Source organism: Chryseobacterium sp. HNCC26DJ238 (assembly GCF_057180465.1).
Window position 1 is genome coordinate 43,792 of record NZ_JBXUGI010000019.1, and the last position, 24,883, is coordinate 68,674.

Annotated in this window: 22 protein-coding genes and 1 pseudogene; 17 read left to right on the top strand and 6 right to left on the bottom strand. The window is 36.8% G+C overall.

The genetic code is table 11. The features are described from left to right. Positions 1 to 78: 78 nt before the first annotated feature. The 3 genes and pseudogenes from AC2A07_RS16855 to AC2A07_RS16865 all read left to right on the top strand — a co-directional run. Positions 79 to 255 (top strand): annotated as a pseudogene (locus AC2A07_RS16855) (Txe/YoeB family addiction module toxin); the annotation flags it as partial. Continuing rightward, positions 242 to 778, top strand: a complete 537-nt coding sequence (locus AC2A07_RS16860; protein WP_484051349.1) for a hypothetical protein — start codon at positions 242 to 244, stop codon at positions 776 to 778. The pseudogene AC2A07_RS16855 and the gene AC2A07_RS16860, both read left to right, overlap by 14 nt. 97 nt (positions 779 to 875) lie before the next feature. Then, positions 876 to 1,310, top strand: coding sequence for a hypothetical protein (locus AC2A07_RS16865; protein ID WP_484051350.1), 435 nt, complete (start codon positions 876 to 878; stop codon positions 1,308 to 1,310). Between the two features lie 220 nt (positions 1,311 to 1,530). On the opposite strand, the gene AC2A07_RS16870 is transcribed toward AC2A07_RS16865, so the two are convergent. After that, positions 1,531 to 3,657 (bottom strand): helix-turn-helix domain-containing protein, encoded by a 2,127-nt coding sequence (locus tag AC2A07_RS16870; RefSeq protein WP_484051351.1) that lies wholly within the window; start codon positions 3,655 to 3,657, stop codon positions 1,531 to 1,533. Between the two features lie 64 nt (positions 3,658 to 3,721). Here AC2A07_RS16870 and AC2A07_RS16875 point away from each other — a divergent pair, with 64 nt between their 5' ends. Then, complete coding sequence (locus AC2A07_RS16875) at positions 3,722 to 4,168, top strand: hypothetical protein (protein ID WP_484051352.1); 447 nt, start codon at positions 3,722 to 3,724, stop codon at positions 4,166 to 4,168. A gap of 287 nt (positions 4,169 to 4,455) precedes the next feature. On the opposite strand, the gene AC2A07_RS16880 is transcribed toward AC2A07_RS16875, so the two are convergent. Continuing rightward, positions 4,456 to 4,971 carry a DapH/DapD/GlmU-related protein gene (locus tag AC2A07_RS16880; RefSeq protein ID WP_314495010.1) on the bottom strand — a complete coding sequence of 172 codons (516 nt, stop codon included), beginning with the start codon at positions 4,969 to 4,971 and terminating at the stop codon, positions 4,456 to 4,458. Positions 4,972 to 5,124: 153 nt separating this feature from the next. On the opposite strand from AC2A07_RS16880, the gene AC2A07_RS16885 reads away from it, so the two are divergent. The 4 genes from AC2A07_RS16885 to AC2A07_RS16900 all read left to right on the top strand — a co-directional run bounded on the left by AC2A07_RS16885 (position 5,125) and on the right by AC2A07_RS16900 (position 7,780). Further along, on the top strand, positions 5,125 to 6,003 hold the full coding sequence (locus tag AC2A07_RS16885; RefSeq protein ID WP_314495012.1) for a NifU N-terminal domain-containing protein: 879 nt from the start codon (positions 5,125 to 5,127) through the stop codon (positions 6,001 to 6,003). Between the two features lie 52 nt (positions 6,004 to 6,055). Next, a complete protein-coding gene (gene hemH / locus AC2A07_RS16890; RefSeq protein WP_484051353.1) occupies positions 6,056 to 7,078 on the top strand; it encodes a ferrochelatase in 1,023 nt (340 codons plus the stop codon). A gap of 214 nt (positions 7,079 to 7,292) precedes the next feature. Beyond that, positions 7,293 to 7,520, top strand: a complete 228-nt coding sequence (locus AC2A07_RS16895) for a hypothetical protein (RefSeq protein WP_314495014.1) — start codon at positions 7,293 to 7,295, stop codon at positions 7,518 to 7,520. Further along, on the top strand, positions 7,520 to 7,780 hold the full coding sequence (locus AC2A07_RS16900; RefSeq protein ID WP_314495016.1) for a hypothetical protein: 261 nt from the start codon (positions 7,520 to 7,522) through the stop codon (positions 7,778 to 7,780). Before AC2A07_RS16895 ends, AC2A07_RS16900 begins: the two co-directional genes overlap by 1 nt. A gap of 133 nt (positions 7,781 to 7,913) precedes the next feature. On the opposite strand, the gene AC2A07_RS16905 is transcribed toward AC2A07_RS16900, so the two are convergent. Next, positions 7,914 to 9,125, bottom strand: coding sequence for a type IX secretion system plug protein (locus tag AC2A07_RS16905; protein ID WP_484051354.1), 1,212 nt, complete (start codon positions 9,123 to 9,125; stop codon positions 7,914 to 7,916). Between the two features lie 61 nt (positions 9,126 to 9,186). Here AC2A07_RS16905 and AC2A07_RS16910 point away from each other — a divergent pair, with 61 nt between their 5' ends. Then, on the top strand, positions 9,187 to 9,825 hold the full coding sequence (locus AC2A07_RS16910; RefSeq protein ID WP_484051355.1) for an MBL fold metallo-hydrolase: 639 nt from the start codon (positions 9,187 to 9,189) through the stop codon (positions 9,823 to 9,825). A 142-nt stretch (positions 9,826 to 9,967) separates the two neighbouring features. Here AC2A07_RS16910 and AC2A07_RS16915 read toward each other — a convergent pair whose 3' ends face one another. After that, positions 9,968 to 10,522, bottom strand: a complete 555-nt coding sequence (locus AC2A07_RS16915; RefSeq protein WP_314495022.1) for a redoxin family protein — start codon at positions 10,520 to 10,522, stop codon at positions 9,968 to 9,970. Positions 10,523 to 10,782: 260 nt separating this feature from the next. Here AC2A07_RS16915 and AC2A07_RS16920 point away from each other — a divergent pair, with 260 nt between their 5' ends. From AC2A07_RS16920 to AC2A07_RS16935, 4 genes are all read left to right on the top strand, one after another. Next, positions 10,783 to 11,379 (top strand): TetR family transcriptional regulator, encoded by a 597-nt coding sequence (locus AC2A07_RS16920; protein WP_314495023.1) that lies wholly within the window; start codon positions 10,783 to 10,785, stop codon positions 11,377 to 11,379. 345 nt (positions 11,380 to 11,724) lie between these two features. Next, positions 11,725 to 12,885, top strand: a complete 1,161-nt coding sequence (locus AC2A07_RS16925; RefSeq protein WP_484051356.1) for an efflux RND transporter periplasmic adaptor subunit — start codon at positions 11,725 to 11,727, stop codon at positions 12,883 to 12,885. A 196-nt stretch (positions 12,886 to 13,081) separates the two neighbouring features. Further along, positions 13,082 to 16,264, top strand: a complete 3,183-nt coding sequence (locus AC2A07_RS16930) for an efflux RND transporter permease subunit (protein ID WP_314495027.1) — start codon at positions 13,082 to 13,084, stop codon at positions 16,262 to 16,264. Positions 16,265 to 16,444: 180 nt separating this feature from the next. After that, a complete protein-coding gene (locus AC2A07_RS16935) occupies positions 16,445 to 17,857 on the top strand; it encodes an efflux transporter outer membrane subunit (RefSeq protein WP_484051357.1) in 1,413 nt (470 codons plus the stop codon). A gap of 358 nt (positions 17,858 to 18,215) precedes the next feature. Here AC2A07_RS16935 and miaA read toward each other — a convergent pair whose 3' ends face one another. Then, a complete protein-coding gene (miaA, locus tag AC2A07_RS16940) occupies positions 18,216 to 19,148 on the bottom strand; it encodes a tRNA (adenosine(37)-N6)-dimethylallyltransferase MiaA (RefSeq protein WP_484051358.1) in 933 nt (310 codons plus the stop codon). A gap of 140 nt (positions 19,149 to 19,288) precedes the next feature. Between miaA and AC2A07_RS16945 the strand changes: the two genes are divergently transcribed. The 3 genes from AC2A07_RS16945 (at position 19,289) to nadA (ending at position 21,909) form a co-directional block, all read left to right on the top strand. Then, positions 19,289 to 20,146 (top strand): YicC family protein, encoded by an 858-nt coding sequence (locus tag AC2A07_RS16945; protein WP_314495032.1) that lies wholly within the window; start codon positions 19,289 to 19,291, stop codon positions 20,144 to 20,146. A gap of 74 nt (positions 20,147 to 20,220) precedes the next feature. Continuing rightward, complete coding sequence (gene gmk, locus AC2A07_RS16950; RefSeq protein ID WP_484051359.1) at positions 20,221 to 20,784, top strand: guanylate kinase; 564 nt, start codon at positions 20,221 to 20,223, stop codon at positions 20,782 to 20,784. A 105-nt stretch (positions 20,785 to 20,889) separates the two neighbouring features. Then, positions 20,890 to 21,909: a quinolinate synthase NadA gene (gene nadA / locus AC2A07_RS16955; protein WP_314495036.1), complete on the top strand. Its 1,020-nt coding sequence runs from the start codon at positions 20,890 to 20,892 to the stop codon at positions 21,907 to 21,909. A gap of 35 nt (positions 21,910 to 21,944) precedes the next feature. Here the strand turns inward: nadA and AC2A07_RS16960 are convergent, their stop codons facing one another. Further along, the gene (locus AC2A07_RS16960) at positions 21,945 to 22,130 is read right to left on the bottom strand and encodes a bacteriocin-like protein (protein ID WP_314495038.1); all 186 of its coding nucleotides are present in this window, start codon (positions 22,128 to 22,130) and stop codon (positions 21,945 to 21,947) included. A 299-nt stretch (positions 22,131 to 22,429) separates the two neighbouring features. Here AC2A07_RS16960 and thrA point away from each other — a divergent pair, with 299 nt between their 5' ends. Beyond that, entirely contained in the window at positions 22,430 to 24,880 is a 2,451-nt protein-coding gene (gene thrA / locus AC2A07_RS16965) for a bifunctional aspartate kinase/homoserine dehydrogenase I (RefSeq protein ID WP_484051360.1), read from the top strand. Positions 24,881 to 24,883 lie beyond the last annotated feature (3 nt).

Below are 24,883 nucleotides of genomic sequence, written 5' to 3' on the forward strand. Positions count from 1 at the left end.
ACAGCTGCTTCAGATTTTAAAAAAGATATAATATCTTACTTTGATAAAGTAGAAACTTAAAAGAATAAATGATTTAATTTACTGAAAGATATTTCAAAAAATCCTTTCGAAAAAATCGGAAAACCTGAACTATTGAAACATAAATATTAGAGGTTTTGGTCACGAAGAATTGACGAAGAACACAGACTGATTTATAAATTTCAGGATGATGAGATCCTTATCGCAAAATGCAGATTGAAGTATGGCTACACTTAAAGATTTTCAAAATCAAATCGCAACAATTGAAAACTTCCAGAGTACATTCATCGTTTTAAAAATCAAAAATAAACTGCTGCACTTTGATTTTAGAAATAAAAAGGAAGCTTTTCTAAATCAGAAAAAGACAGGAAAACTGAATTTCTACGAACATCATCCTTTATTAACAAACTATAATGAAAGCAATCATGAAGTTTTCATAAACTCTAAACCGGAAAATCATGAAATGTTTATCGAAGATCTAAAAAAAGCGATCAATGAAGTCACTCAGGGTTTTAGAAACTGGAAAGATTATATTGAATCTGATACTGGAACCAATTATCAGATTTTTTTAAAAAACATTCAAAAAGGATCAGGTCTGCTTTTGAAAGCACCATTTTCGATTATTGAAAAAATAGAAACAGCCTGCCGTGATCATAAGGTAAAAATCAGTTACTTTGGAGAAATTAAGTTTACAGAAAATCAATTATTGATGATCAATGACCAATTTGTTATTGCTGAACAATTCAGATATAAATTGTAAACAGTAAAATCGACTTCCGTCATTTATATTTAAAAAATTAAAACTGTTGATCAAATTATTTACAATAATGCTTTCAAGCTAAATTTTAAAATATTAAATGAAAAATTTTCAACTTCTACTATCTGTATTAATATTAGCAAGCTGCTCGTTTAATCAGACATTTTCAAACAGAGAATCAGATAAAGATGATGCAAAAAAAATTACCCAAAAATTCTATTGGGAATTATTATATGGCTCAAATCAGGATAAAATTTATTATTTGTTCAGTGATAAATTTTCTGAGATCACAAGCAGGGATAAATTAGATGAATTGATTATGTACGCACAGCAAGAAAGCGGCGTCATCAAAGAATATAATTTAAAACACTGGGAAACTTTGGTTATCAAGGGTTCGAATAATAAAAGTCAATATCTGCTTATCTATGATGTGGTGAGAGAATCTGGTAAAACTCAAGAAACATTCTCAATGCTTAAAGAAGATGAGATCATTAAAATTGTAGGTTACCACATCAATCATACAACAAAAAAATAAGCTTGATTATCCGTTTGTCATAACTAAAATTCCTTAACTTCATAAGTAAAATCAAAGATTATCTACATTTAATCTATCAATATCATTTCGACAAAGTCAATAGCTTAATGTAACATTAAAACATTTATTCGTAAAAAAAATTCGTGCATTTAGTATCAAATTATGTAGTATGATTGATATCGGATCTTCAAAAAATAAGTGTTTTGTCTAATAATAAATACTACTTATCTTTCTCTTTCAAAAAATTAAAATGATTGATCAAAATCCGGATTTCATTAAAATCAAAATCATTGGGCAATGCCGTTTTCCACTCGTTTAACGTATCCTTCGGGTCAGTTTTAAATGCCTTTTCAAACGCTTTAATTTTGTCAGAAGTGATCACTCTCGATATATCCAGTAAACCCTGCTCTGCAAATCTTGCCAGATGGCCCAAAACTGTTTCTTTAACCAGTCCTCTTTCCAAAGCGATTTCTGAGATTGTTTTCCCCTGCTCAAACAACTGGAAAGTCAAAACCTGAGAAGGCACTTTCGCAATTTTCATGCTGACTTCCTTATCGTTTTTTTCATCTAAAAGTTTCGTCTCCAAAAGATGAGCCGTTTTTAACCCATTGAGATATTCTTCAATATCTTCAAGCCAGCTTCTGAGTTCTTCGTTATAATTTTTCAGCCCCTTCACTCCTTTGATTTCAGAATAAAATTCTTTCAGAGGACTGAAAATTTTATCTTTCACTTCATTAAAAAAGAAATTGACCGCACCTTTGGTTTTATTTTCAATCTCGCTCCATTCCTCAGTTTTACTGATGAAATTATTTACCTTTTGAAAAATAATCCTTTCCAGTTTTTCGAAAATCTTACCCAGATTTACAACATCACGCTTCAGTTGAAGATACAGCTGTTTAGATTTTGCCTGATCAATGCTTTTTGTGGTCATCGAGAGATTATTCCAAAGCTCAACTTCCTTTAAAAGCCATTGGGAATCGACCGAGCGCAGCACTTTTCGGATGCTGTAGTCATACTTTTCTTTATTGATGATATCTTCCACATGATCATTTGCGAAAGTATCACCCTGGAACTGCAGAATCCTGTTGTCTTTAAAAATAACTTCCGGGGTTATTTTAGATTTTAAAACTATACCCTCCAGAGTCCGGCAACGGGACAAAGCCACATAGACCTGCCCTGCAGTAAAACTTTTCCCTGCATCAATAATGACCTTATCGAAAGTTAATCCCTGACTCTTATGTATCGTCACTGCCCATGCGAGTTTAATTGGAAACTGCTCGAAACTTCCCAGTACTTCCTCCTTAATATTTTTTTCTCCGTCTAAGGAATATTTTTTCTGTTCCCAGACTTCTCTTTTCACCGTAATTTCCCTTTCGCTTCCGTCAAGAATTACTTTGATCTCTTTTTCATCCAAAGCTGAGATTTCTCCCAGTTTTCCGTTGAAATATTTTTTCTCTCCGGAAATATCATTTCTGATAAACATTACCTGAGCACCAATCTTCAATTCTAAAAACTGCTCATTCGGAAACTGATTTTCCTTGAACTCGCCAAACAGTTTCGCTTCAAAAGTGGAAGGATCAACTTTGATTTCAGCCAGTTTCTGCTGATTAATGTCATCAGCCAGCTTATTGTGCGAACATAGATAGATATAAGATTCTTCACCATAATTAAAATCAGGATTGAATCTTTCATTCAGATGGTCAAAATCAATATTTGCAACATCCCCGTCACGAACAGCATTTAAGATTTCAAGAAAATCTTCGTCCGTCTGACGGTATACCTTAGTCAGTTCAATTGTCAGCAGAGGAATATCTTTGATCGCAAGACTGTCAAAAAAGAAAGGTGACTGATAAAACATTTTTAAAATATGCTCATCCCTAACCACTGGCGGAAGCTGATACAGATCTCCGATAAACAGCATCTGTACACCTCCAAACCGCTGATTATTTCTTCGTATGAACCGGAGAGAAAAATCCATCATATCCAGAACATCAGCCCGCAACATCGAAACCTCATCAATAATCAGAACTTCAACTTCCCGCAAAAGCTTGAGTTTATCTTTTCTGTATTTAAAATGAGACATCAGATCTGCAATATTATTTCCCAGACTTCCATCAATTCTGTCGGTGGTCGGCAAAAAGGTACGCAGGGGCAGACCAAACATAGAATGGATGGTTACGCCACCTGCATTAATAGCCGCAATCCCTGTTGGAGCTACGACAATGTGCTTTTTTCTGGTTTTTTTTACAAATTCGTTGAGGAATGTTGTCTTTCCCGTTCCTGCTTTTCCGGTAAGAAAAACACTTCGGTTGGTATGTTCTATTAAGTCAAAAAAATGATTATTCATCGCTGCAAAATTACAAAAAATGAAAATAAGGAATGGAATTTGATGACCTCTAAAAAAATTAATTATGCAAAATTGGTTGATAAGAATTCCGGCAATTGCTCTATGTGTAAGTCTCACAATGTTTTCCTGTAAATCAGCACAAAGCAATGACCCTTCCGAAATGCCTAAAGATATTTCAGAAAGACCTGCAGATGAAAGCTCTCAAAAGTATGATGAGGCTCAGCTTGATAAACTGAAAGCTTCAATAGAATCAATGATTTCTAAAGAAAAATGTACAGATGCTGCGGAATGGTCTTTTTCTCCATTAGGTACAAAAGCCTGTGGCGGACCGGTTTCCTACATTGCTTATCCTAAGAAAAATGAGGATATTATCCTTCCAAAAATTAAAGAATATGAAATAAAAATGTCTGAATTTAACAAGAAATACAGTATCACCTCAGACTGCATGATGCCTGCCGAACCTACGGGCGTAAAATGTCAGGGTGAAAAAGCCGTTTTGATCTATCCTTGATTTTATAAGTTTTTTAAGATAAAATAAAGCTCTAAACTAAATTTCGTTCAGAGCTTTTGTTTTTTTGCCCGATTCAACAGTAGGTTCTCGCTAAATTCAAAGGATTATTTCTCTATCAAAAACAGACTTCCTGCGCCAGAGACGACATGCCCGTTTCTATCCAAAAACCGGCTCGTTGTATTTACTTTATAAAATTCAAAATTCTACCAATCAGCATTTTAAAATAAAATTCAGATTTCACAGGAAACAGCAAAAATTATTGCTCCATCCCAAAAAACCATCTGCATCTACTCTTTATACCACGAAGAATATTTTACGTAATTATCAGCTATTCTATTTACTTCTCCTTCCAGTAAGGCAGAAGAAATATCTTTTATTTTTCTTGCAGGAACTCCGCCCCAGACTTCGCCTGATTTGATGTGAGTTCCCTGCGTTACTACCGACCCCGCACCAACGATGGAATTCTCTTCAACTAAACAGTCATCCATTACAATAGAACCCATACCGATCAGGACATTATCTTTAATTCTGCAGCCATGGACGATGGCATTATGACCGATCGAAACATTATTTCCTATTTCCAAAGGGAATTTTTCATAGGTGCAGTGTAACATGGCATTGTCCTGTACATTGACTTTATCTCCCATTTTGATATAATTCACATCACCTCTGATCACAGCATTGTACCAGATACTGCAGTCTTTGCCCATTACTACGTTACCGATTACAGTGGCTGTTTCGGCTAAAAATGTATTTTCTCCGATTTCCGGTGTTTTCCCTAAAAGTTCTTTTATAAGTGCCATTTATTTTTATTTTGAAAAATTTATAACGAGTTCAATTGAAACAGTAAATTGAAATCACAAATTGTAAATGGCAGTGATAGCAAAAATCTAACTGCCAATTTCCAGCTTCTAAGTTCTAAATCCGTATTTTTGTATCTCAAATTTATAGAAAAAATGCATACTATTCTTATAGAGCCGACAGAAAACCCAAAAGTGATGAAGTTTGTAGCTGATTACAATCTGATTCCAGGGTCTTTAGAGTTGGACAGAAATTCAGATATATCAGAAATCCCTTTAGCACAGGAACTTTTCAACTATCCTTTTGTTGACAGGATTTTTGTCACTGCCAACTTTATTGCAGTTGCAAAACAGGACACTGTGGAATGGGAGCACATTTCGGAAAATCTGAAAAACGTAATTGAGGACGAACTTCTGGCTAATCCAAGAATCTATCTTCAGAAGAAAAAAGAATTGGTTCAGATTTATGCCGAAATGACACCGAATCCAAATGTGATGAAGTTTGTTTCGAGTAAAATGCTGATGGATGGCTTCGTAGAGGTGAAATCCAGAGAGACTTCAGACGGAGTCCCTTTAGCTCAGGCTATTTTTAAAGATTTCGATTTCGCTAAAGAAGTTTTCATTTCAGATAATTTCGTTGCGGTAACAAGAGACAACTCTGTGGAATGGCATCAGGTAATGATGGCAGTGCGCGGCCTGATTGCCGAATACCTTCAGAACGGAGGAGAAATATCCAATATCACTGCTCAGAAACACGAAAGTCCGGTTGAGAATATCATTAACCGGGATTATACAGATAACGAACAGAAAATTTCTGATATTTTAAATGAATATGTTGCACCTGCAGTTGAAAATGACGGTGGAAAAATTTCATTAATTGAATATGACGAAGCCAACAAAACTGCAAAGATGCTTCTACAGGGAGCATGTTCAGGATGTCCAAGCTCTACCGCCACTTTAAAGGGAGGAATTGAAAATATTTTAAAACAGTTTGTTCCGGATTTAGTGGAACATGTGGAAGCCGTAAACGGATAAAAAATGAGCAGCAAGTAAATTACCCATTACTTATTACCCATTACTTATATTTATGAAAGGAATATTATTAGTCAATCTCGGGTCACCGAGATCAACCAGCGTACCCGATGTAAGAGAATATCTTGATGAATTTCTGATGGATGAAAAGGTAATTGATTACCGATGGTTTTTTCGTGCGCTTTTGGTGCAGGGTATCATTTTAAATACCAGACCTGCAAAATCAGCTGAAGCTTATAAAACTGTATGGACCGATGAAGGTTCTCCTTTGATTGTCATCACTCAGAGAATTCGGAAAAAACTTCAGAAACTGGTGGACGTTCCCGTAGAGATAGGAATGCGTTATGCACAGCCAAGTATCGAAGCCGGAATTCAGAAATTAGTTGATCAGGGGGTAACAGAAATTGTTTTATTTCCTCTTTACCCACAATATGCAATGAGTACAACCGAAACTGTGATTGAAAAAGCAGAAGAGGTCAGGAAAAAGAAATTCCCCGGAATTAAAATCAATTACATACAGCCTTTTTACAACAGAGAGATTTATATAGACTGTCTTGCAGAGAGCATAAGAGAAAAACTTCCTGAAAATTTTGACGCCTTACAGTTTTCATATCACGGCGTTCCGGAGAGACACATTTATAAGACGGATCCTACAAATACCTGTAATCTGAATGACTGCTGTTCACGTGAAAATAATCCCAGCCATCAGTTCTGTTACCGTCATCAGTGTTTTGATGTCACCAACTCTGTCATTAAGAAATTAGGCTTACCAAAAGAAAAAGTAATGGTTACATTCCAGTCAAGATTAGGTAAAGATAAATGGATGGAACCTTATACAGATGAAACCCTGGAAACTATCGGCAAAAAAGGAATTAAAAACCTGGCTATTGTCTGTCCGGCATTTGTTTCTGACTGCCTGGAAACTCTGGAAGAAATTTCTGTTGAAGGGAAACATCAGTTTACTCATGGAGGAGGAGAAAACTTTCATTATATCCCTTGCCTGAACGATGAAGACAGATGGATTGATGTGGTAAAAACACTATGTGAAGAAAAACTGAACGAGTTTTATTTTGTTTAAAACCAACTTCTAAAAATATGAATGACATTTGATTAATCAAATGTCATTTTTTATTTAATTCTCTCTACCCCCCCTTTAAAACACTACATTATTTAAACAAAACAAATTTTTTAAAATATTTTTACATTTTTATAGGGGTTAACTTTGTTTTTTAATATTTTTTCATACCTTTACCCTATCAAAAGATAAGCACTACCTTAAATTTTTAGAAATCATGGATACAAGTATAGAAATCTTAAAAAGAAAGATTGAAAATTTCACTCCTGAACTTGCAGAGGCATTTATTAAAATTGTGGAAAACCTAGATACAACTGTGAGATCTGATGTTCCACAGTTTCAGATGGATGAAGTTTTTAACAGAATTCAGTTTCATACAGAAAATCCTGCGACGAAACTTGATTTTTTTGAGAATATCTCTGAACTGGAGAAAATCTGTGCCTAATGAAAGTTTTACTGTCATCGATTGCAAAAAATGACATTAGAATGCTGATGAGGGTATTTAATGCGGAAGAGATTAATAAAGACAAATATTTTCTGGATGATTTAAAAGAATCCATCAACACGATTCTGATTAATTACGAAAATATAGATATAAAAAGCAAAGAAATCCAGGTGTATAAAACCGAAAAATTTCCTGTCCATATTCATTATTTATTTGAAGATAACGACAGTCTTTTTATCACTGCCATTTTTAAAAATTAGTACATCTTAGTAACGACTTTTTTGACATTATTATATAGTTTGATTTATCTGTCGGGGTCTTGTACACCCCAAACAGCAACCTTACAAATGGAAAATTTGTAAGGTTTTTTCATTTCAAAATAATCCGGGGATACTATCTTACTGGCGTTCGGAATTCGCCATAACCAAGCAGACCGTCATAGTTTCTTCCGAAAGGTTTGTAATATAAAAATGCCTGATACAGATTTTCCGTCTGCCAGAAATTCCCGTTGATTTCTCCGAAATTCAAAGCACCGTTTTGCTCTTTTGTTGCCAGAATGTAATTATAGAATCCCTGCTTGAGGTAAATTTTTGCAATATATTTTTTACTTTCAGCATCATAAATCATCTGGGACTCTTTGTCTGCTTTAAAGTTATTGAAACCACCCAAAACATACAGTTCTTTATCCATCGGATCAGAGTCCAGTGAAAAATGCACCCATGAATAATCTGCTTCCCGATCTGCATTCCTTTCTAAGCCCAGATCATTTCTCCTGTAATAAAAGGCACCGTTGACGTCAGGCTGATACTGATAATTTAACGGATAAGCCCAGACAGGATGAAGATACGTCTGGTTAATACCTTCTTTCAGTTCTGTTGCACGCACCATATCTGCCGGCATATTCATATTTTTATTATCGAAATAATAAAATTCATTATTTCCCGGGAACACAATACCCATCTGCTGAAACAGGATCTGACTTCCCAGCGTAGAACTTGGCTTAAGATTAGTAATCGTCATGTGCTGATTGTTATTCTGCATCACATTAAGCGTCATGGAGTTCACATTTGCCGACAGATCTCCTCCTTTTGAAGTCACCTGCACCTCGACCCTTTGATTCACATTCGGGTTTCTGGCATCTGCAATTCTCGAAATATTCAATGCTAAATTCGCCTGATCTTCCACTAAAGAAAATCTTTTGGTGAATAATGGTTTGTCCGCAGAATCTTTATACACGATGATTTCGAAATTGCCTGATATTTTCGGCCTGATCTTATCATTTGGGAAATTGAGTTTATAATGCGTGTAAGGCTGTAATGTATTGAAAGAATATTCAAACTGATCCAGCAGGGCATTCATACTTCCATTGGCAATCTCCGTAAAAAAAAGATTATCATCCTGCCAGTTCCTGTCATAATGTTTGATCGTATACCGGTAGATATTACTTGAATTGGTAAGATCATCAAAACTCAGCACGAGCTGTTGATTCATCGTAATAACAGGCGTCTCATCATTGGTATGAGGATTAAAAAGCTGAACACTCTGAATGTTCTGTCCGAAAGCTAAAGAAGTTAAACCGAGTAAAAATATCTGCAACGTTTTCATTATGACGAAGATAACGAATCTATCAGGAATATTGTATTTTTGATGAAAAAATATTCAGAATATGTTTCAGATACAAGCCTTTGTTTTCAATTTTGCAAGTGAAAACACATATATCCTTTTTAATGAAAATAAGAATGCCTGGCTGATTGATCCGGGAAATATGAACGATCAGGAGACCAAAACGATTGAAAATTTCATCAGAGAAAATGAATTGCAAATTGAAAGAATTCTTCTGACCCACGCCCACATTGACCACGTTTTGGGTTTACAGTGGGCATCCGATACTTTCAAAGTTCCGGTGACCATGCATCAGGATGATCAGGAAGTATTGGATATGTTTCAGATCAGCGGAATGAGATTCGGATTTCAGCTTGATCACATCAACATTGACCCTGAATACATTAATGAAGGAGACGAAATCGATTTTGACGGAGAAAAATTTAAAGTCTATCATGTTCCCGGACATTCTCCGGGCAGTGTAGTATATCACAATGACACTCAGAAATTCATGATTTCCGGGGATGTGCTGTTTGAAGGAAGCATAGGCAGAACAGATTTATATAAAGGAAACTATGATCAGCTTATTGAGGGAATCAAAACAAAACTTTTAATTCTTGATGAAGAAACCCAGGTCTTTTCAGGTCATGGAAATGCGACAACCATCGGTTTTGAAAAACAGTACAATCCGTTTTTGAAATAAAATTCTCAAGCAGGATTAATACGAGTTTTAGTTAAAAGCCAATCCGGTTTTCACATGGAAAGAAAAAGTACTGAAAGCCGGTCTGCGTATTAAAAAACCGTCAGAAAAATCTGACGGTTTTTAATTTATTTTGAATAAAAATTTATTTCCATTTGATATTACAGCCTATGCTCGGTCTCTGAATTTCCTCCTGAGGTTCACCAATTAACAGGTTTTCAAAAGCAATAATAAGGTCTTCACCGGTGACATCTTTATGATTTCCGGGTCTTGAATCGTCGATCTGGCCTCTGTAAATAAGGTCTAATTTATCATCAAAGAAAAAGAAATCCGGAGTACAGGCAGCGTCATACGCTTTGGCAATCGCCTGGCTTTCATCATACAGGTACGGAAAATCAAAATTTCTTTCAATCTGAAATTCAATCATTTTTTCCGGAGAGTCAGCAGGATACTTCTCGACATTATTTGAGTTGACAGCGATAAACTCAATTCCTGCTTCATTATAATCTTCGTAAAGTTCTGTCAACTTATCGATGATGTGCAATACAAACGGACAATGGTTGCACATAAAGATCACCAATGTACCTTTTTCACCTTTCAAATCATCTAATGACTGCACTTCATTACTTCTTGAAGGATTCGGAAGTTCAAAAAAAGGAGCTTTTGTGCCTAATGCCAGCATATTTGAGGGAGTATTCATATCCATAATTTCTTTAAACACAAAGATAAAACAAGTTTTAGGATTAGCCAATTCGGGTTTTATAAACTTGCGTTAATTTAGACGATCGTGTTGGAGAACGGATAAATTATGCTTTGTTACTCAGAAATTTATAAGCTACTGCGTTTAAACAATCGAACATTTCACTTTTACACAAGATCTGAATGTTAAATTTTAAATATTATTTGGTTGGTATGGTCAAATGTTTGTAGTTTTGCTAACACTGTTAGTAAAATAAAATCATGGGTTTACATGAACGTCGTCAAAGAGAAAAGGAATCTATCCGTGCAAATATTTTGCAGGCTGCTTTTACTTTGGCTAAAACTGACGGCTGGGCATCGCTTTCTATCCGTAAAATTGCTGATGCTATTGAATACAGTGCACCTGTTGTTTATGATCATTTTGAAAACAAAGAAGCCATTTTATATGAAATTTCTATAAATGGTTTTCACTGCTTACAGATTGATTTACTGAAAGCTCAGAAAAAACATGATACTCCGGAAGAACAGTTAACGGCAATTGTCGAAGCTTACTGGAAATTTGCCTTTAAAAACAAGGAATATTACCAGTTGATGTTTGGTCTTGGAATGCAATGCAGCGGAAAAGGTTTAATGAAAGAGGAATTTTCCTCTTTTCAGGATATGATTTATGACTGTACCTTTGAAATTATTAAGAAAAAAGGTTCAAATCAGGATAATGCATGCCACTCTTCTCACGCTTTGTTTTCAGCAGTCCACGGACTGATCTCTATCATGATGATGAGAAATGACGACATTCCTTCAACGATGAATAAAACAACTTTGGACGAAACGGTTTCGGCCTTTATTAAATCTTTGTAATTTTTTTTTGAACCAAATATTAACACTGTTAGGAAAAGTAACACGGAATAATTAACATTAGCATACTATTATATAAATTAAAAAACTTTAAAATGAAACATAATTTCATAACACTGATTCTTGCCATTTTTTTTCCTTACCATTAACACTGTTAAGAAAAATAACACCTGAAATATCATTTCTATTTAAAATCAACATCAAAAATTATCCTCATGAAAACAACAAAATAATCTTCCACTCAAATCATGTTAATTTTTTTTCTTTACACTTAACACCGTTAGAAAAAATAACATGATTTAATATTAAAACAACATTATATAACACTCATTAAAAAATAAAACTTAAATGAAAACAACTACAAAAGCAAGAATTATCTTACTTATATCAAGTATCATTCTTTTACAGAATTGTACAAAGGCGGCAGAAGGTTCGAATGCTGCACCACCCGCTCCGGAATTACCGGTATTCACTGTTACCACATCACCTGCAACCATCTATCAGGAGTTCCCTACAGCTCTTGAAGGTAAGAATAATGTGGAAATCAGATCCCAAGTTGATGGATATTTAGACAGAATCTATGTGGAAGAAGGGGTTTATGTAAGAGCCGGACAGCCTTTATTTAAAATAGATTCAAGAGCTTATGGAGAACAGATGAATATGGCTCAGGCCAATTTACAGGTCGCCAACGCCAATATTCAGAAAGCTAAAGTAGAGGTAGACAGGCTTCAGCCTTTGGTTGCCGCAAAAGTCGTTTCAGATGTACAGATGAAAACTGCAAAAGCCAATTATGCTGCGGCGGTGGCTGCGGCATCCCAGGCAAAAGCATCCGTTGGAGGAGCTAAAATCAATGTCGGCTTTACCACAATTACTGCTCCGGTCAGTGGCTATATAGGCAGAATCCCCCATAAAAAAGGAAGTCTGATCTCAAGAACAGATGCCAGCCCTCTCACTTTATTATCAGACATCAGTGAAATCTACGCATACTTCTCACTGAGCGAACTGGATTTTATCGGCTTTCAGAAAAAATATCCCGGAGCAACACTTAATGAAAAGCTGAAAAATATGCCTATGGTAGATTTAGTCATTGCTGATAACACAACTTATCCTGAAAAAGGAAAAATGAGTATCGTTGACGGGCAGTTTGACAAAACCACAGGAGCAATCAGCGTACGTGCTATTTTCCCAAATGCCAATGGAACACTGCGTACAGGTAATACCGGTCGTGTACGGATGCCCCAGTTATTTACCAATACACTTGTCATTCCTCAGGAAGCAACTTTCGAAATACAGGATAAAATTTATGTATACGTGGTTGGAAAAGATAAAAAAGTAACCGGAAAACCGATACAGATTTCAGGAAAGACAGACAGCTATTATTTTATTTCTGAAGGACTTTCCGCAGGAGATAAGATCGTATTTACAGGAATCGGTGCACTGAAAGACGGAGTTACCATCAATCCCAAAGCAATTTCTTCTGACAGCCTTTTAAGAGCAAGACCTTTGTAAAACCCGTTTGAATTTTAATCATAAAAGTCACAAAATTTTTTGACACATAAGTCACATTAAGTGATAAGCATTATGAAAATTAAGAGCACATAAGTTTAAAAAAAAATCAAAGATTAAATTCTTAAAATTAAAATAAACTTAAGGGTTTAAAAGCTGGCTCACAAAAGGTTAACAACATTAAAAAAATAAACTTCTTATGTTAAAACAATTTATAGATCGACCGGTGCTTTCTACGGTCATCTCCATCATACTTTTGCTGTTGGGAGCGATGTCGGTTTTCAACCTTCCGATTACATTGTTTCCCGACATTGCCCCACCAAGTGTACAGGTAACGGCATTTTATCCCGGAGCCAATGCAGAAGTTGTTGCCCGTTCTGTAGCAGTTCCGATTGAAGAAGCAGTGAACGGTGTTGAGAACATGACGTACATGACCTCCAACTCAAGCAATGACGGTTCAATGACCCTAAGCGTATTTTTCAAGCAGGGTTCTGACCCTGACAATGCTGCGGTGAATGTTCAGAACCGTGTTTCAAAAGCAATGAGCCAGCTTCCTCAGGAAGTGGTACAGGCGGGAATTTCAACTCAGAAAGTTCAGAACAGTATGATTATGTTTATGGGACTATCCAGCGATGATCCAAAGCAATACGACGAACTTTTCTTACAGAATTATCTGAAAATCAACATCATTCCTCAAATACAGCGTATACCCGGAGTCGCACAGGCACAGGTCTTCGGTACAAGGGATTATTCAATGAGAATCTGGCTTAAACCCGACCGCCTAGCCTCTAATAATCTTTCTCCCCAGGAAGTTTTGGCAGCAGTTAAAGACCATAACCTTGAAGCAGCACCGGGACGTTTGGGACAGGGAAGCAAGGAAACTTATGAATATATTTTAAAGTATAAAGGTAAATTAAATAAAAACGAAGACTACGAAAACATTGCTGTCAAATCGAACAGCGACGGCTCCTTTTTAAGATTAAAGGATGTGGCAAGAGTAGAATTCGGTTCCTATACATACACCGCAGCTAACAGAGTTGACGGAAAACCTGTCGCAGGTTTTGCCATTCTTCAAACTGCAGGTTCCAATGCCAACGAAATATTAACTGAAATTGAAAAGCAGGTTGAACAATTCTCTACTACCCTTCCGAAAGGAGTAAAGCCAATCATCATGTACAATTCGAAAGACTTTCTGGATGCATCGATTCATCAGGTTGTTGAGACATTGGTGATTGCTTTTATCCTGGTATTCATCGTAGTGTACATCTTCCTTCAGGATTTCAGATCTACATTAATTCCTGCTATTGCAGTTCCCGTAGCTATTATCGGAACATTTTTCTTCCTCCAGGTGTTTGGTTTCAGCATCAATATGCTGACCTTATTTGCACTGGTACTCGCCATCGGTATTGTGGTAGATGATGCAATTGTCGTCGTGGAGGCCGTCCATTCAAAGATGGAACAGACTGGAATGCCCGTCGAACAGGCGACTACAAATTCGATGAGTGAAATTTCCGGAGCCATCATTTCCATTACACTGGTGATGTGTGCGGTGTTTATTCCGGTTGGTTTTATGCAGGGACCGGCAGGTGTTTTCTACAGACAGTTTGCTTTTACTTTGGTGATTGCGATTATGATTTCAGCGGTTAATGCCCTGACATTAAGTCCTGCATTATGTGCTTTGCTATTAAATGATCCTCAGGGAGAACATGGAGAACACGGTCAGAAAAAAGGTTTTGGTGCAAAGTTTTTCAACGCTTTCAACAAAAGCTTCAATAACATGACCCGAAAGTATATCTACAGCCTTAAATTTTTAATTAAAAATAAGTGGGTCGCAGTCGGAGGCTTAGCAGTTATTACAGCTGCGAGTGTTTTTCTGATCAATAAAGCGCCTACAGGATTTATTCCCACTGAAGATCAGGGATTTGTTCTGTATGCTGTGAATACTCCTCCGGGAAGTTCATTGGACAGAACTCACAGAGCTACGGAACAGATTGATAAAATCATCAATGGTGAAAAGGCTAAAAATCATCTTTGGGTTGCCGATGGAATGAACTTTATCAGTAATTCCAATGCTTCTCCGTATGCTGCAGGTTTTATTAAACTGAAAGATTATGCAGACCGTGGCGAAATGAAAGATCCGGATCAGATTGCGGCCGCCCTGACAGGAAAAGTGGCACAGGTAAAAGATGCCAATGCATTTTTCTTCAACTTCCCTACCGTGCAGGGTTTTGGTAACGTTTCAGGATTTGAATTTATGCTGCAGGATAAAACAAATGGTTCATTTGAGCAGTTGGGAACAACGACCCAGACGTTTATCGGAGAATTGATGAAACGTCCGGAAATTGCTTTTGCATTCACAACTTATGCAGCAGGAAACCCTCAGTACACGATTGATGTTGATACAGATAAAGCCAATCAGTTAGGTGTTTCCGTAACCGAACTGATGCAGACGATGCAAATTTATTACGGAAGTAGCTTCGTGTCAGATTTCAACAGATTCGGGAAATATTATAGAGTAATGGCTCAGGCAGATATTCCTTACAGAACAGATGCAAATTCTATGGAGGGAATTTATGTTAAAAATAAATCCGGAGAAATGGTTCCTGTAAAGACCTTAGTTACCTTAAAAAGAACTTTCGGACCTGAAACAGTTTCAAGAAACAACTTATTCAATGCTGTTACCATTAACGGGACTCCAAAACCTGGGTACAGTACAGGAGACGCTATCAAAGCTGTAGAGGAAGTTGCTCAAAAATCACTTCCCCGCGGATACGGTTACGAATGGACAGGAATTACCCGTGAAGAAATCAAAACCGGTGGACAGACAGCTTTTGTATTTATGCTTAGTATTCTGTTTGTGTATTTTTTACTGGCGGCTCAGTATGAAAGCTATATTCTTCCTTTTGCCGTTATTCTGACCATTCCTACAGGGATTTTCGGAGTATTCGCATTCACAGGACTGGCCGGAATTGACAATAATATCTATGTTCAGGTAGGATTGATTATGCTTGTCGGATTATTAGCTAAAAATGCCATTCTGATCGTAGAATTTGCTGTTCAGCGTCGAAAAGCAGGGAAAACCCTGATTGAATCTGCACTTCAGGCATCCAGGTTACGTTTAAGACCTATCCTGATGACCTCATTTGCCTTTATCATCGGTATGTTGCCATTAGTCTGGACACAGGGTGCAGCAGCCAAAGGAAACCATTCTATCGGAATCAGTACGGTAGGCGGAATGTTCACAGGAGTAGTATTCGGGATTTTCATTATTCCCGTGATGTACGTCATTTTCCAGTATTTACATGAAAAAATGCCAAGCAGAAAAAATAAAAGACTTCAGAAACAAAAGTTAGAGGCAGAACTTTTAGCGGGAGCACATTAATAAAAAATGATTAACAAAACTTTGAGAAAATTTTAAACCTGAAATTTTAAACGCAGGGAATCAAAAACTCTGCGTGAAGAAAAATCAGAATTAAAAATACAGAAGTAAAGTATTTTCTCCTACTAAAGACCGCTTTGCTTACCCCTCAAAGTTTTGTGATCAATTTAAATATTTTATAAAATGAAAAGAGTAAAAAATATCATCATAGCATTTGCACTGGCGTTGGGATCAGTTTCCTGTGTTTCAAAACTGGCATTCAAAGAGCCTGAGCTGGAACTACCGGAGCAATTTAAATATACGGCAACAGCAGATACCGCCAGTGTAGCCAACCTGCAATGGAAACAGTTTTTCAGTGACCCTGTCCTGCAGGAGTTAATAGAAAAAGGAATCAGAAACAATTATGATTTACAGATTGCTTTAAAACAGGTTGCTTCTTCACAGGAAAAACTGAAGCAGGCAAAATACCTTCAATACCCTGATGTAGGTTTCGGAGTATCTGCTCAAATTTCAAAACCTTCAAAAAACAGCATGAACGGACAGAGCTTAAATTTATTTTTAGGTCAAAGCCATGTTGAAGATTACAATGCCGCATTTAATTTATCCTGGGAAGCAGATATCTGGGGTAAAATAAAAAACCAGAAGGAAGTTTCTAAAATGCAGTATCTGCAGACCTATGAAGCGACCAAGGCCATTCAGACTCAGGTCGTTGCGGCGATTGCCCAGGGATATTATAATTTGCTGATGCTTGACAGACAATTATCTATCGCAAAATCAAATTTAGAATTAAGCAGTAATACCCTGTCTCTGACAGAAAAATTATGGCAAAGTGGTGATACAACTTCATTAGGAGTTCAGCAGGCTACTGCTCAAAAGCAATCTACAGAACTTCTGATCACTCAGTTAGAGCAGAATATTGCGATTCAGGAAAATGCCTTAAGTATCCTGGTAGGTCAAAACCCTGAAAAGGTAAACAGAACGATTGAAATGTCCGACACTTCTTTACCACAGGATATTTCGGCCGGACTTCCTGCAGCAATGGTAAGCCGTCGCCCGGATGTCCGTCAGCAGGAATTGGTGTTGCTGGAATCTAATTCGCTGGTGGGGATTGCCCAGGCAAATATGTATCCTGCTTTAAGAATTACAGCCAACGGCGGAGTCAATTCGTTTAAAGTTGATAATTGGTTTTCTATTCCTGCTTCTCTTTTCGGTTCTGTTTTGGGAGGACTGGCTCAGCCCGTATTCCAGAAAAGACAGTTGAAAACAGATTTGAATGTTGCTAAAATTCAGAGAGAGAAAAACGTTTTGGCTTTCCGTCAGTCTGTTTTGAATGCTGTAGGCGAAGTTTCTGACGCATTGGTTTCCAATGAAAGTTTAAAAGTTCAGGAACAGAAAGCAAGCGAACAGGTCACCACCTTAAAAAACGGAATTAAAAGTGCTGAAATGCTGTACAAAGGCGGAATGGCTAATTATTTAGAAGTGATTACCGCTCAGGGAAATTCTCTGCAGGCTGAACTGAATCTTGCGTCGGTAAAAAGACAGAGATTAAGCAGTATTGTAGACTTGTACCGGGCTTTAGGTGGCGGATGGAAGTAGTAACTTAATTATATTGTTTGAAGTGCGGTCTCTCGGGACCGCATTTTTTTTGTCTAAAACTATGATCTAAACTTGCTTTTGTTATTCAGAGCGAAACGAAGTGGAGCGTGGAATCTAAACTGTGTTTGTAGAAATTTGTTTTGCAATATTCTTGTTAAAATTCCTTCGGAATTAGATAGTGTGTGCAATTTTTTTAAACGCAAAGTTTTATTTAAAAACTGTACAACTTTTAAGGAGCAAAGAATAGCGACAAAGTCGCTTAAGGTAGAAGCTTCATCAGAATCAATTTTATTGATTCCATTCTTTGCTCCTTAAAAATATTCAGAACAAAAATTAAATCTTTGCGTTTAAAAAGAAATTATTTTTGAGTTTGCTCATTTATATATTCAATCAAACCATTAAAATCTTTCTCCGAATATACTGATTGTATATAATGTATATTTTCTTCCTTTCTATACCATGTCAATTGACGTTTTGCAAATCTTCTTGAGTTTTTCTTAATCTCAGAAACCGCAAAGTCAAGATCCCACTCTTTATCAAAATATTTAAAAAGCTCCGAATAACCGACCGTATTCAGTGAAGCCAGATTCCTTCCTTCCTGTGATTTTCTTAATTCATCGAGCTTTTCAGCCTCAGTAAGCAAGCCATTTTCCATCATTTTGTCGACACGAAGATTGATCCTTTCATAAATCGTTTCCCGTGGCGCTTCAATGCCGATTCTTACCGTTTTAAAATTTCTGGGATTTTTGGGATGCGCAATATTTTCAGAGTACTTTTTTCCGGTTTGCCAGATGACATCAATTGCCCGTATCAGCCTTCTCTGATTGTGAATATCTACGTTTTCGTAATATTCGGGATCTAAATCTTTCAGCATTTCCTGAAGTTTTTCGATGCCTTCAGTTTTCCAGATGGTTTCGAGTTTTTCCTGATTTTCATCATTAGCTTCCGGTAAGTCATTTAAGCCTTCGATGACCGCTTTCTCATACATCATGCTTCCTCCAACCATAATGACGATATCGTATTTTTCGAAAAGCCGATCTAATAATTCTAAAGAATCATGCTCAAACTGACCGATAGAATAATAATCTTTTACAGAAAGCTGGCCAATAAAATGATGTCTTGCCTGCGAAAGTTCCTCTTCCGAGGGTGCAGCTGTTCCGATTTTCATTTCGCTAAAAAACTGTCGGGAATCACAGGAAATAATTTCGGTGCCGAAATACCCGGCAAGGTCGATCGCAAGTTTTGTTTTACCAATTCCCGTGGTACCTACAACTGAAATCAGGGTTTTCATGAAATGTTGAATCTTGGATGTTTGATGACAGATATCTGAAGTTGATTTGTGACATAAATTTCCAATGTCAAACTTCAAATTTCAAATCAATATTAAATGTGCTAATTTAAATGTTTATCTTTGTACAACAATAAAAAACTATGATTTTATCAATGACCGGCTTCGGTAGAGCCGAAGGTGTTTTTGAAGGAAAAAAAATTTCGATCGATATTAAATCACTCAACAGCAAGAGCTTTGACCTGAATATTAAAATTCCTCTCCGTTACAAAGAGAAAGAATTTGAAGTACGGAAAATCCTGAATGACAGGATTATCCGTGGAAAGGTAGACTGTTATATCAATATAGAGAATCTTGAAGAGACTAATGATGTAAAAATCAACAGGAGTCTGATCGATTCGTATATGAATGAGCTTAAAAACATCGCTTCTGACGGCCCCGATTTCGAATACCTTAAAATGGCAGTAAGACTGCCGGATGCCATAACGTCAAGACCTGACGAATTGGGTGAAGGAGAATGGGAAGCTCTGGCAAAAATAGTCAACACCGCAGTCGATAAATTCCAGGAATTTAGGAAAACAGAAGGGAAAATCCTTCATGAAGAACTGGAGAGAAATATTAAAAACATAGATCGCTCTCTGGCGGAAGTTATCCCTTACGAAGAAGTTAGAATCAATGCAGTAAAAGAACGCTATTTAAAAACCTTAAAGGAGTTTGAAAACGTTGATGAGACCCGCTTCTATCAGGAAATGGCCTATTTTACCGAGAAATTAGATATTTCAGAAGAAAAAGTAAGACTTGCCCAGCATTTGAAATACTATTCTGAAGTAATGGAAAATGAAGATTTTAACGGGAAAAAATTAGGTTTTATTTCACAGGAAATCGGAAGAGAGATCAACACATTGGGATCAAAAGCCAATCATGCTGAAATCCAGAAACTGGTGGTAATGATGAAAGATGATTTGGAAAAAATAAAGGAGCAAACGCTTAATGTTTTATAAGTGATCGTTGATCAATGATCATTACAGCATGAAATTTTAATTACTTATCATCTATCATTCATCAATCATTATTTATGAATAGAGTTATCATCTTCTCAGCACCTTCCGGAAGTGGAAAAACAACATTAGTAAGACATTCTCTGGAAGCAATCCCTCAATTGGAATTTTCCATATCATGCACAACGAGACAGCCGAGAGGAAGTGAAGTTCATGCAGTCGATTATCACTTCATTTCACCTGACGAGTTCAGACAGAAAATAGCGGAGGAAGCTTTTGTTGAATTTGAAGAAGTTTACACCGATAAATACTACGGGACCTTAAAATCCGAAGTTGAAAAAATCTGGAATCAGGGAAAAGTTGTTATTTTTGATGTGGATGTAAAAGGTGGAATTTCCTTAAAAAAATATTTTGGGGAAAAAGCATTATCCATATTTATAGAGCCGCCTTCCATTGCAGAATTGGAACGAAGATTGATCTCAAGAAACACGGATGATGCAGAAACCATAAAGATCCGCGTAGAAAAAGCTGAAGAAGAGCTTACCTACGCAATAGAATTTGATAAAATCGTGATCAACAGCGATTTGAACGAAGCAAAAATAGAAATAGAAAGTTTAATAAAAAGTTTTATCGGGAAGTAACGCAGAAAGTTCGATGATGTAAATATGAAAAACGGTTAACAGCCATTCGATACCATCACCAACTTTTTATCCATCATTCTGATAAACACAAACACTGAGGCTGAAATGAGCACCGAAACATTAGAAAGAGCTAAATCTACCCTTCCTGTAAAAGGATTTTTGGACATCAAGGATCTGGCGATTCCTCAGGGAGAAGAACTTGTAAAAGCAATTCTTCAACTGAAGGAAGAAAAGAATGCCGTTATTCTGGCACACTATTATCAACCGGGAGAAATTCAGGATATTGCTGATTTCCTGGGAGATTCCTTACAGTTAGCAAGACAGGCAAAAGATACAGATGCAGATATGATTGTATTCTGTGGAGTCCATTTTATGGCTGAAGCCGCTAAAATTCTGAATCCTACCAAGAAAGTAGTCCTTCCTGATACAATGGCAGGATGTTCTCTTGCAGACGGATGTTCAGGCGAAGGTCTGAGAAAAATGCGTGAGCAGCACCCCAATGCTTTGATTGCAACGTACATCAACTGCAACGCTGAAACAAAAGCAGAAAGTGACATCATTGTGACAAGTTCAAATGCCGAGACAGTGATTGAAGCTTTACCAACTGACCGACCGATTATTTTTGCACCTGACAAAAATTTGGGAAGATATCTGTCTAAAAAGACAGGACGTGACATGATCCTGTGGGACGGAAGCTGTATTGTACATGAAGCTTTCTCTATGGAGAGAATTGCACAGCAACTGGCAGACAACCCTGATGCGAAAATGATTGCCCACCCGGAAAGTGAAGAAGCAGTTTTAAAACTGGCTCATTTCATCGGCTCCACCTCAGCTCTGCTGAATTTTGTTGAAAAAGACGATTGCCAGAAATTTATTATCGCTACTGAAGAAGGAATTCTGCACGAAATGAGAAAACGTGCACCGCATAAAGAATTAATTCCGGCTTTGGTTTTTGACGAAAGCTGTAACTGTTCAGAATGTTTTTACATGAAACGGAATACCATGGAAAAACTATACTTATGTATGAAGTATGAATTACCCGAGATTTTAATCGAAGAAGAACTTCGCTTGAGAGCACTGAAGCCCATTGAGGCGATGCTCGATCTTTCGAAAAGTATCAAATAAAAAAAAAGCACTGTTTTCACAGTGCTTTCATTTTTTTAACGGGGAAAGCAGTCGGCATGTACCAAAACTTTTGACTTACAGCATTCCGGCAGAGCGTGAAATGCTTCACATGAGCTCGCAAATTCAGGTCCGTAAGGTCCGGGAGGGCAATTGGCGTTGCACACTGCGCCACCGTTAACAGATTTCAGTGCTGCCCGATTCATTTTTTTTAGATTTTTCATACTTATTGGATTTGTTTAGTGATTAAATATAATACTTTTGCTCAGATAAAAAAAGATTATCTAAAAATTGGCCACTTAAATATAATTCGTAAATTTGTCATGTAAAATGAATTTTTCAAGAAACATATCTGATATTCCTACTCTGAAGCTTACTTCTTCAGAGGTATCATCAGTTTCTATCATTTCTACAACATCTACAATTACCCCATAAGGGGTATTATTTCACATATTATTTCGACGCCTTTTCTCTTTTTCTAAAAGAGTAAAATTCCTATATCTAAATTTAAAATTCACAAACGATGAAAGTCTTAAAATTCGGCGGGACATCAGTCTCCCATTCAGAGAATATTCTGAAAGTAGAAAATATTATCAAAAAAGAATCGTCTGATAGTAAAATAATTGTTGTAGTATCTGCTTTACATGGTGTTACAGATACTTTAATCAAAGCAGCAGAGTATGCTTCCCTGCATAATGAAAACTACTGTAATCTTATTAAAAATACAGAGCAAAAACATTTACAACTGGTAAAAGAACTTTTTCCTGTGCAGGAACAAAGCGCATGGCTGAGTTTTGTGAAAAAACATTTTAATGACATTGAAGATCTCTGTAACGGAATCTTTGTATTAGGTGAATTCACAGAAAGAATTAAAGACCGGCTTACCTCATACGGCGAATTTCTTTCTTCTCAGATCATTGCTGCCCGGCTGCAGTCTGAAAAACTGAACTGCCAATGGATGAACTCTGCAGATCAAATTATAACCGACAGCAGTTTTACGAATGCAAAAGTAAATTTTGAAACAACTGAAAATAACCTCAGGGAGTTTTTTAAAGAAAACCAGCAGCAGATCACTGTCGCTCCGGGATTTATCGCTAAAGATGGAAAAGGCAGCAATACTACATTAGGCAGAGGAGGTTCAGATTATACTGCTTCAATTATCGCCGCTTCACTGGATGCTGAAGAACTACAGATATGGACGGATGTCAGCGGAATGATGACTGCAGATCCAAGATTGGTTTCTCATGCAAAACCAATTTCAGAAATTTCTTATCAGGAAGCAATGGAACTTTCTCATTTTGGAGCAAAAGTATTGTATCCGCCTACCATACAGCCTGTGATGATCAGGAATATCGATCTTTTTATCAAAAATACTTTTGATCCTCAGGCTCCGGGCACTCATGTTTCGCATAAAATAGACGGAAAGGATCAAAAACAGCAGCAGATCGCCGTTGGAATTTCAAATATGTCAGATATTTCTCTACTGACCATTGAGGGAAGCGGCATGGTAGGAATACCGGGCGTTTCAGCAAAATTATTCCAGTGCCTGAGTCATGAAAAGATTAATGTGATTCTGATTACCCAAAGTTCTTCAGAACATTCGATAACGGTCGCAATCAGTGAAAAAGATGTTTTAAAGGCAGAAAATGCAATTAATCTCGCATTTGAAGACGATTTACAGTTAGAGAGAATTGCTCCGGTAATAATAGAATCCGGACTTTCAATTGTTGCCCTGGTAGGAGAAAATATGAAGAACAGAAGCGGTGTAAGTTCCAGAATGTTTGGATGCCTGGGTAATAATGGTATTAATATCAGAGCTATCGCTCAGGGTTCTTCAGAGAGAAACATCAGCATTGTCATTTCTGATCAGGATATCCGGAAAGCAGTCAATGTCATTCATGAAGAATTTTTTGAATCGGAAATCAAACAGATGCATCTTTATATCTGTGGGACAGGAAATGTAGGATCAAAACTGATCCAGCAGATTTTTGAGCAGAATGAATACCTGAAAGAAAACCTTTTACTCAATGTAAGAATCGCAGGATTATCCAACAGTAGGAAAATGATATTTTCAGACAGGGGAATTTCTGAAACAGAATATGATCACTGGACAGAAAACAGCCGGGAATCATCCATTACTGAATTCTGTCAGGAAATTATTGCAAGAAATCTGAGAAATTCTGTTTTTGTCGATGTCACAGCCAGTTCGGAAGTGGTAAAGGTATACGAAGAACTTTTAAAAAGAAGCGTAAATATCATTGCCTGCAATAAAATTGCAGCTTCATCTGACTTTGAAAAATATAAGATTTTAAAAAACACAGCAAGAAACCGCAGCTGTAAATTTTTCTACGAAACAAATGTGGGAGCCGGGCTTCCCGTTATCGGAACCATCAATGACCTGATCAGAAGCGGAGACAGCATCACTTCTATAAAAGCTGTATTGAGTGGAACGTTAAATTTTGTTTTTAATGAATATAACGGAAATAAAAGTTTTTCCCAGGTTGTTTCTCTTGCACAAAAAGAAGGATTTACAGAACCTGATCCACGGTTAGATCTTGCAGGAACTGATGTTGCCCGAAAAATATTAATATTGGCAAGGGAAGCAGGGTATGTTTTAGAGTTCAGTGAAATTGAAAATACAGGATTTCTTCCCAGAGAATGCATGTCCGGTAGCGTAGAGGATTTTTACAGGACACTAAGTCAATATGAGGATCATTTTAAAAATTTATTTACTGAGGCAGAAAAAGATGGTAAAATTCTGAAATATGTGGCAGAATTTGAAAATGGAAAAGCGAGAGTCGGTCTTCAGCATATTGCTCCTGACAGTGACCTGTACCACCTTTATGGAAAAGATAACATCGTCATTTTAAAAACGGCCAGATATTCTGAGCAGCCTTTGGTTATAAAAGGTGCAGGCGCAGGGGCTGAAGTGACTGCAAGCGGAGTTTTTGCAGATGTAATACGTTCAATTTAAAAG

What these genes read in the sequence shown, in the direction of transcription:
- AC2A07_RS16860 (WP_484051349.1), top strand. Translation starts at nt 242, where the DNA reads ATGGCTACACTTAAAGATTTTCAAAATCAAATCGCAACAATTGAAAAC.
- AC2A07_RS16865 (WP_484051350.1), top strand. Translation starts at nt 876, where the DNA reads ATGAAAAATTTTCAACTTCTACTATCTGTATTAATATTAGCAAGCTGC.
- AC2A07_RS16870 (WP_484051351.1), bottom strand. Translation starts at nt 3,657, where the DNA reads ATGAATAATCATTTTTTTGACTTAATAGAACATACCAACCGAAGTGTT.
- AC2A07_RS16875 (WP_484051352.1), top strand. Translation starts at nt 3,722, where the DNA reads ATGCAAAATTGGTTGATAAGAATTCCGGCAATTGCTCTATGTGTAAGT.
- AC2A07_RS16880 (WP_314495010.1), bottom strand. Translation starts at nt 4,971, where the DNA reads ATGGCACTTATAAAAGAACTTTTAGGGAAAACACCGGAAATCGGAGAA.
- AC2A07_RS16885 (WP_314495012.1), top strand. Translation starts at nt 5,125, where the DNA reads ATGCATACTATTCTTATAGAGCCGACAGAAAACCCAAAAGTGATGAAG.
- hemH (WP_484051353.1), top strand. Translation starts at nt 6,056, where the DNA reads ATGAAAGGAATATTATTAGTCAATCTCGGGTCACCGAGATCAACCAGC.
- AC2A07_RS16895 (WP_314495014.1), top strand. Translation starts at nt 7,293, where the DNA reads ATGGATACAAGTATAGAAATCTTAAAAAGAAAGATTGAAAATTTCACT.
- AC2A07_RS16900 (WP_314495016.1), top strand. Translation starts at nt 7,520, where the DNA reads ATGAAAGTTTTACTGTCATCGATTGCAAAAAATGACATTAGAATGCTG.
- AC2A07_RS16905 (WP_484051354.1), bottom strand. Translation starts at nt 9,125, where the DNA reads ATGAAAACGTTGCAGATATTTTTACTCGGTTTAACTTCTTTAGCTTTC.
- AC2A07_RS16910 (WP_484051355.1), top strand. Translation starts at nt 9,187, where the DNA reads ATGTTTCAGATACAAGCCTTTGTTTTCAATTTTGCAAGTGAAAACACA.
- AC2A07_RS16915 (WP_314495022.1), bottom strand. Translation starts at nt 10,522, where the DNA reads ATGAATACTCCCTCAAATATGCTGGCATTAGGCACAAAAGCTCCTTTT.
- AC2A07_RS16920 (WP_314495023.1), top strand. Translation starts at nt 10,783, where the DNA reads ATGGGTTTACATGAACGTCGTCAAAGAGAAAAGGAATCTATCCGTGCA.
- AC2A07_RS16925 (WP_484051356.1), top strand. Translation starts at nt 11,725, where the DNA reads ATGAAAACAACTACAAAAGCAAGAATTATCTTACTTATATCAAGTATC.
- AC2A07_RS16930 (WP_314495027.1), top strand. Translation starts at nt 13,082, where the DNA reads ATGTTAAAACAATTTATAGATCGACCGGTGCTTTCTACGGTCATCTCC.
- AC2A07_RS16935 (WP_484051357.1), top strand. Translation starts at nt 16,445, where the DNA reads ATGAAAAGAGTAAAAAATATCATCATAGCATTTGCACTGGCGTTGGGA.
- miaA (WP_484051358.1), bottom strand. Translation starts at nt 19,148, where the DNA reads ATGAAAACCCTGATTTCAGTTGTAGGTACCACGGGAATTGGTAAAACA.
- AC2A07_RS16945 (WP_314495032.1), top strand. Translation starts at nt 19,289, where the DNA reads ATGATTTTATCAATGACCGGCTTCGGTAGAGCCGAAGGTGTTTTTGAA.
- gmk (WP_484051359.1), top strand. Translation starts at nt 20,221, where the DNA reads ATGAATAGAGTTATCATCTTCTCAGCACCTTCCGGAAGTGGAAAAACA.
- nadA (WP_314495036.1), top strand. Translation starts at nt 20,890, where the DNA reads ATGAGCACCGAAACATTAGAAAGAGCTAAATCTACCCTTCCTGTAAAA.
- AC2A07_RS16960 (WP_314495038.1), bottom strand. Translation starts at nt 22,130, where the DNA reads ATGAAAAATCTAAAAAAAATGAATCGGGCAGCACTGAAATCTGTTAAC.
- thrA (WP_484051360.1), top strand. Translation starts at nt 22,430, where the DNA reads ATGAAAGTCTTAAAATTCGGCGGGACATCAGTCTCCCATTCAGAGAAT.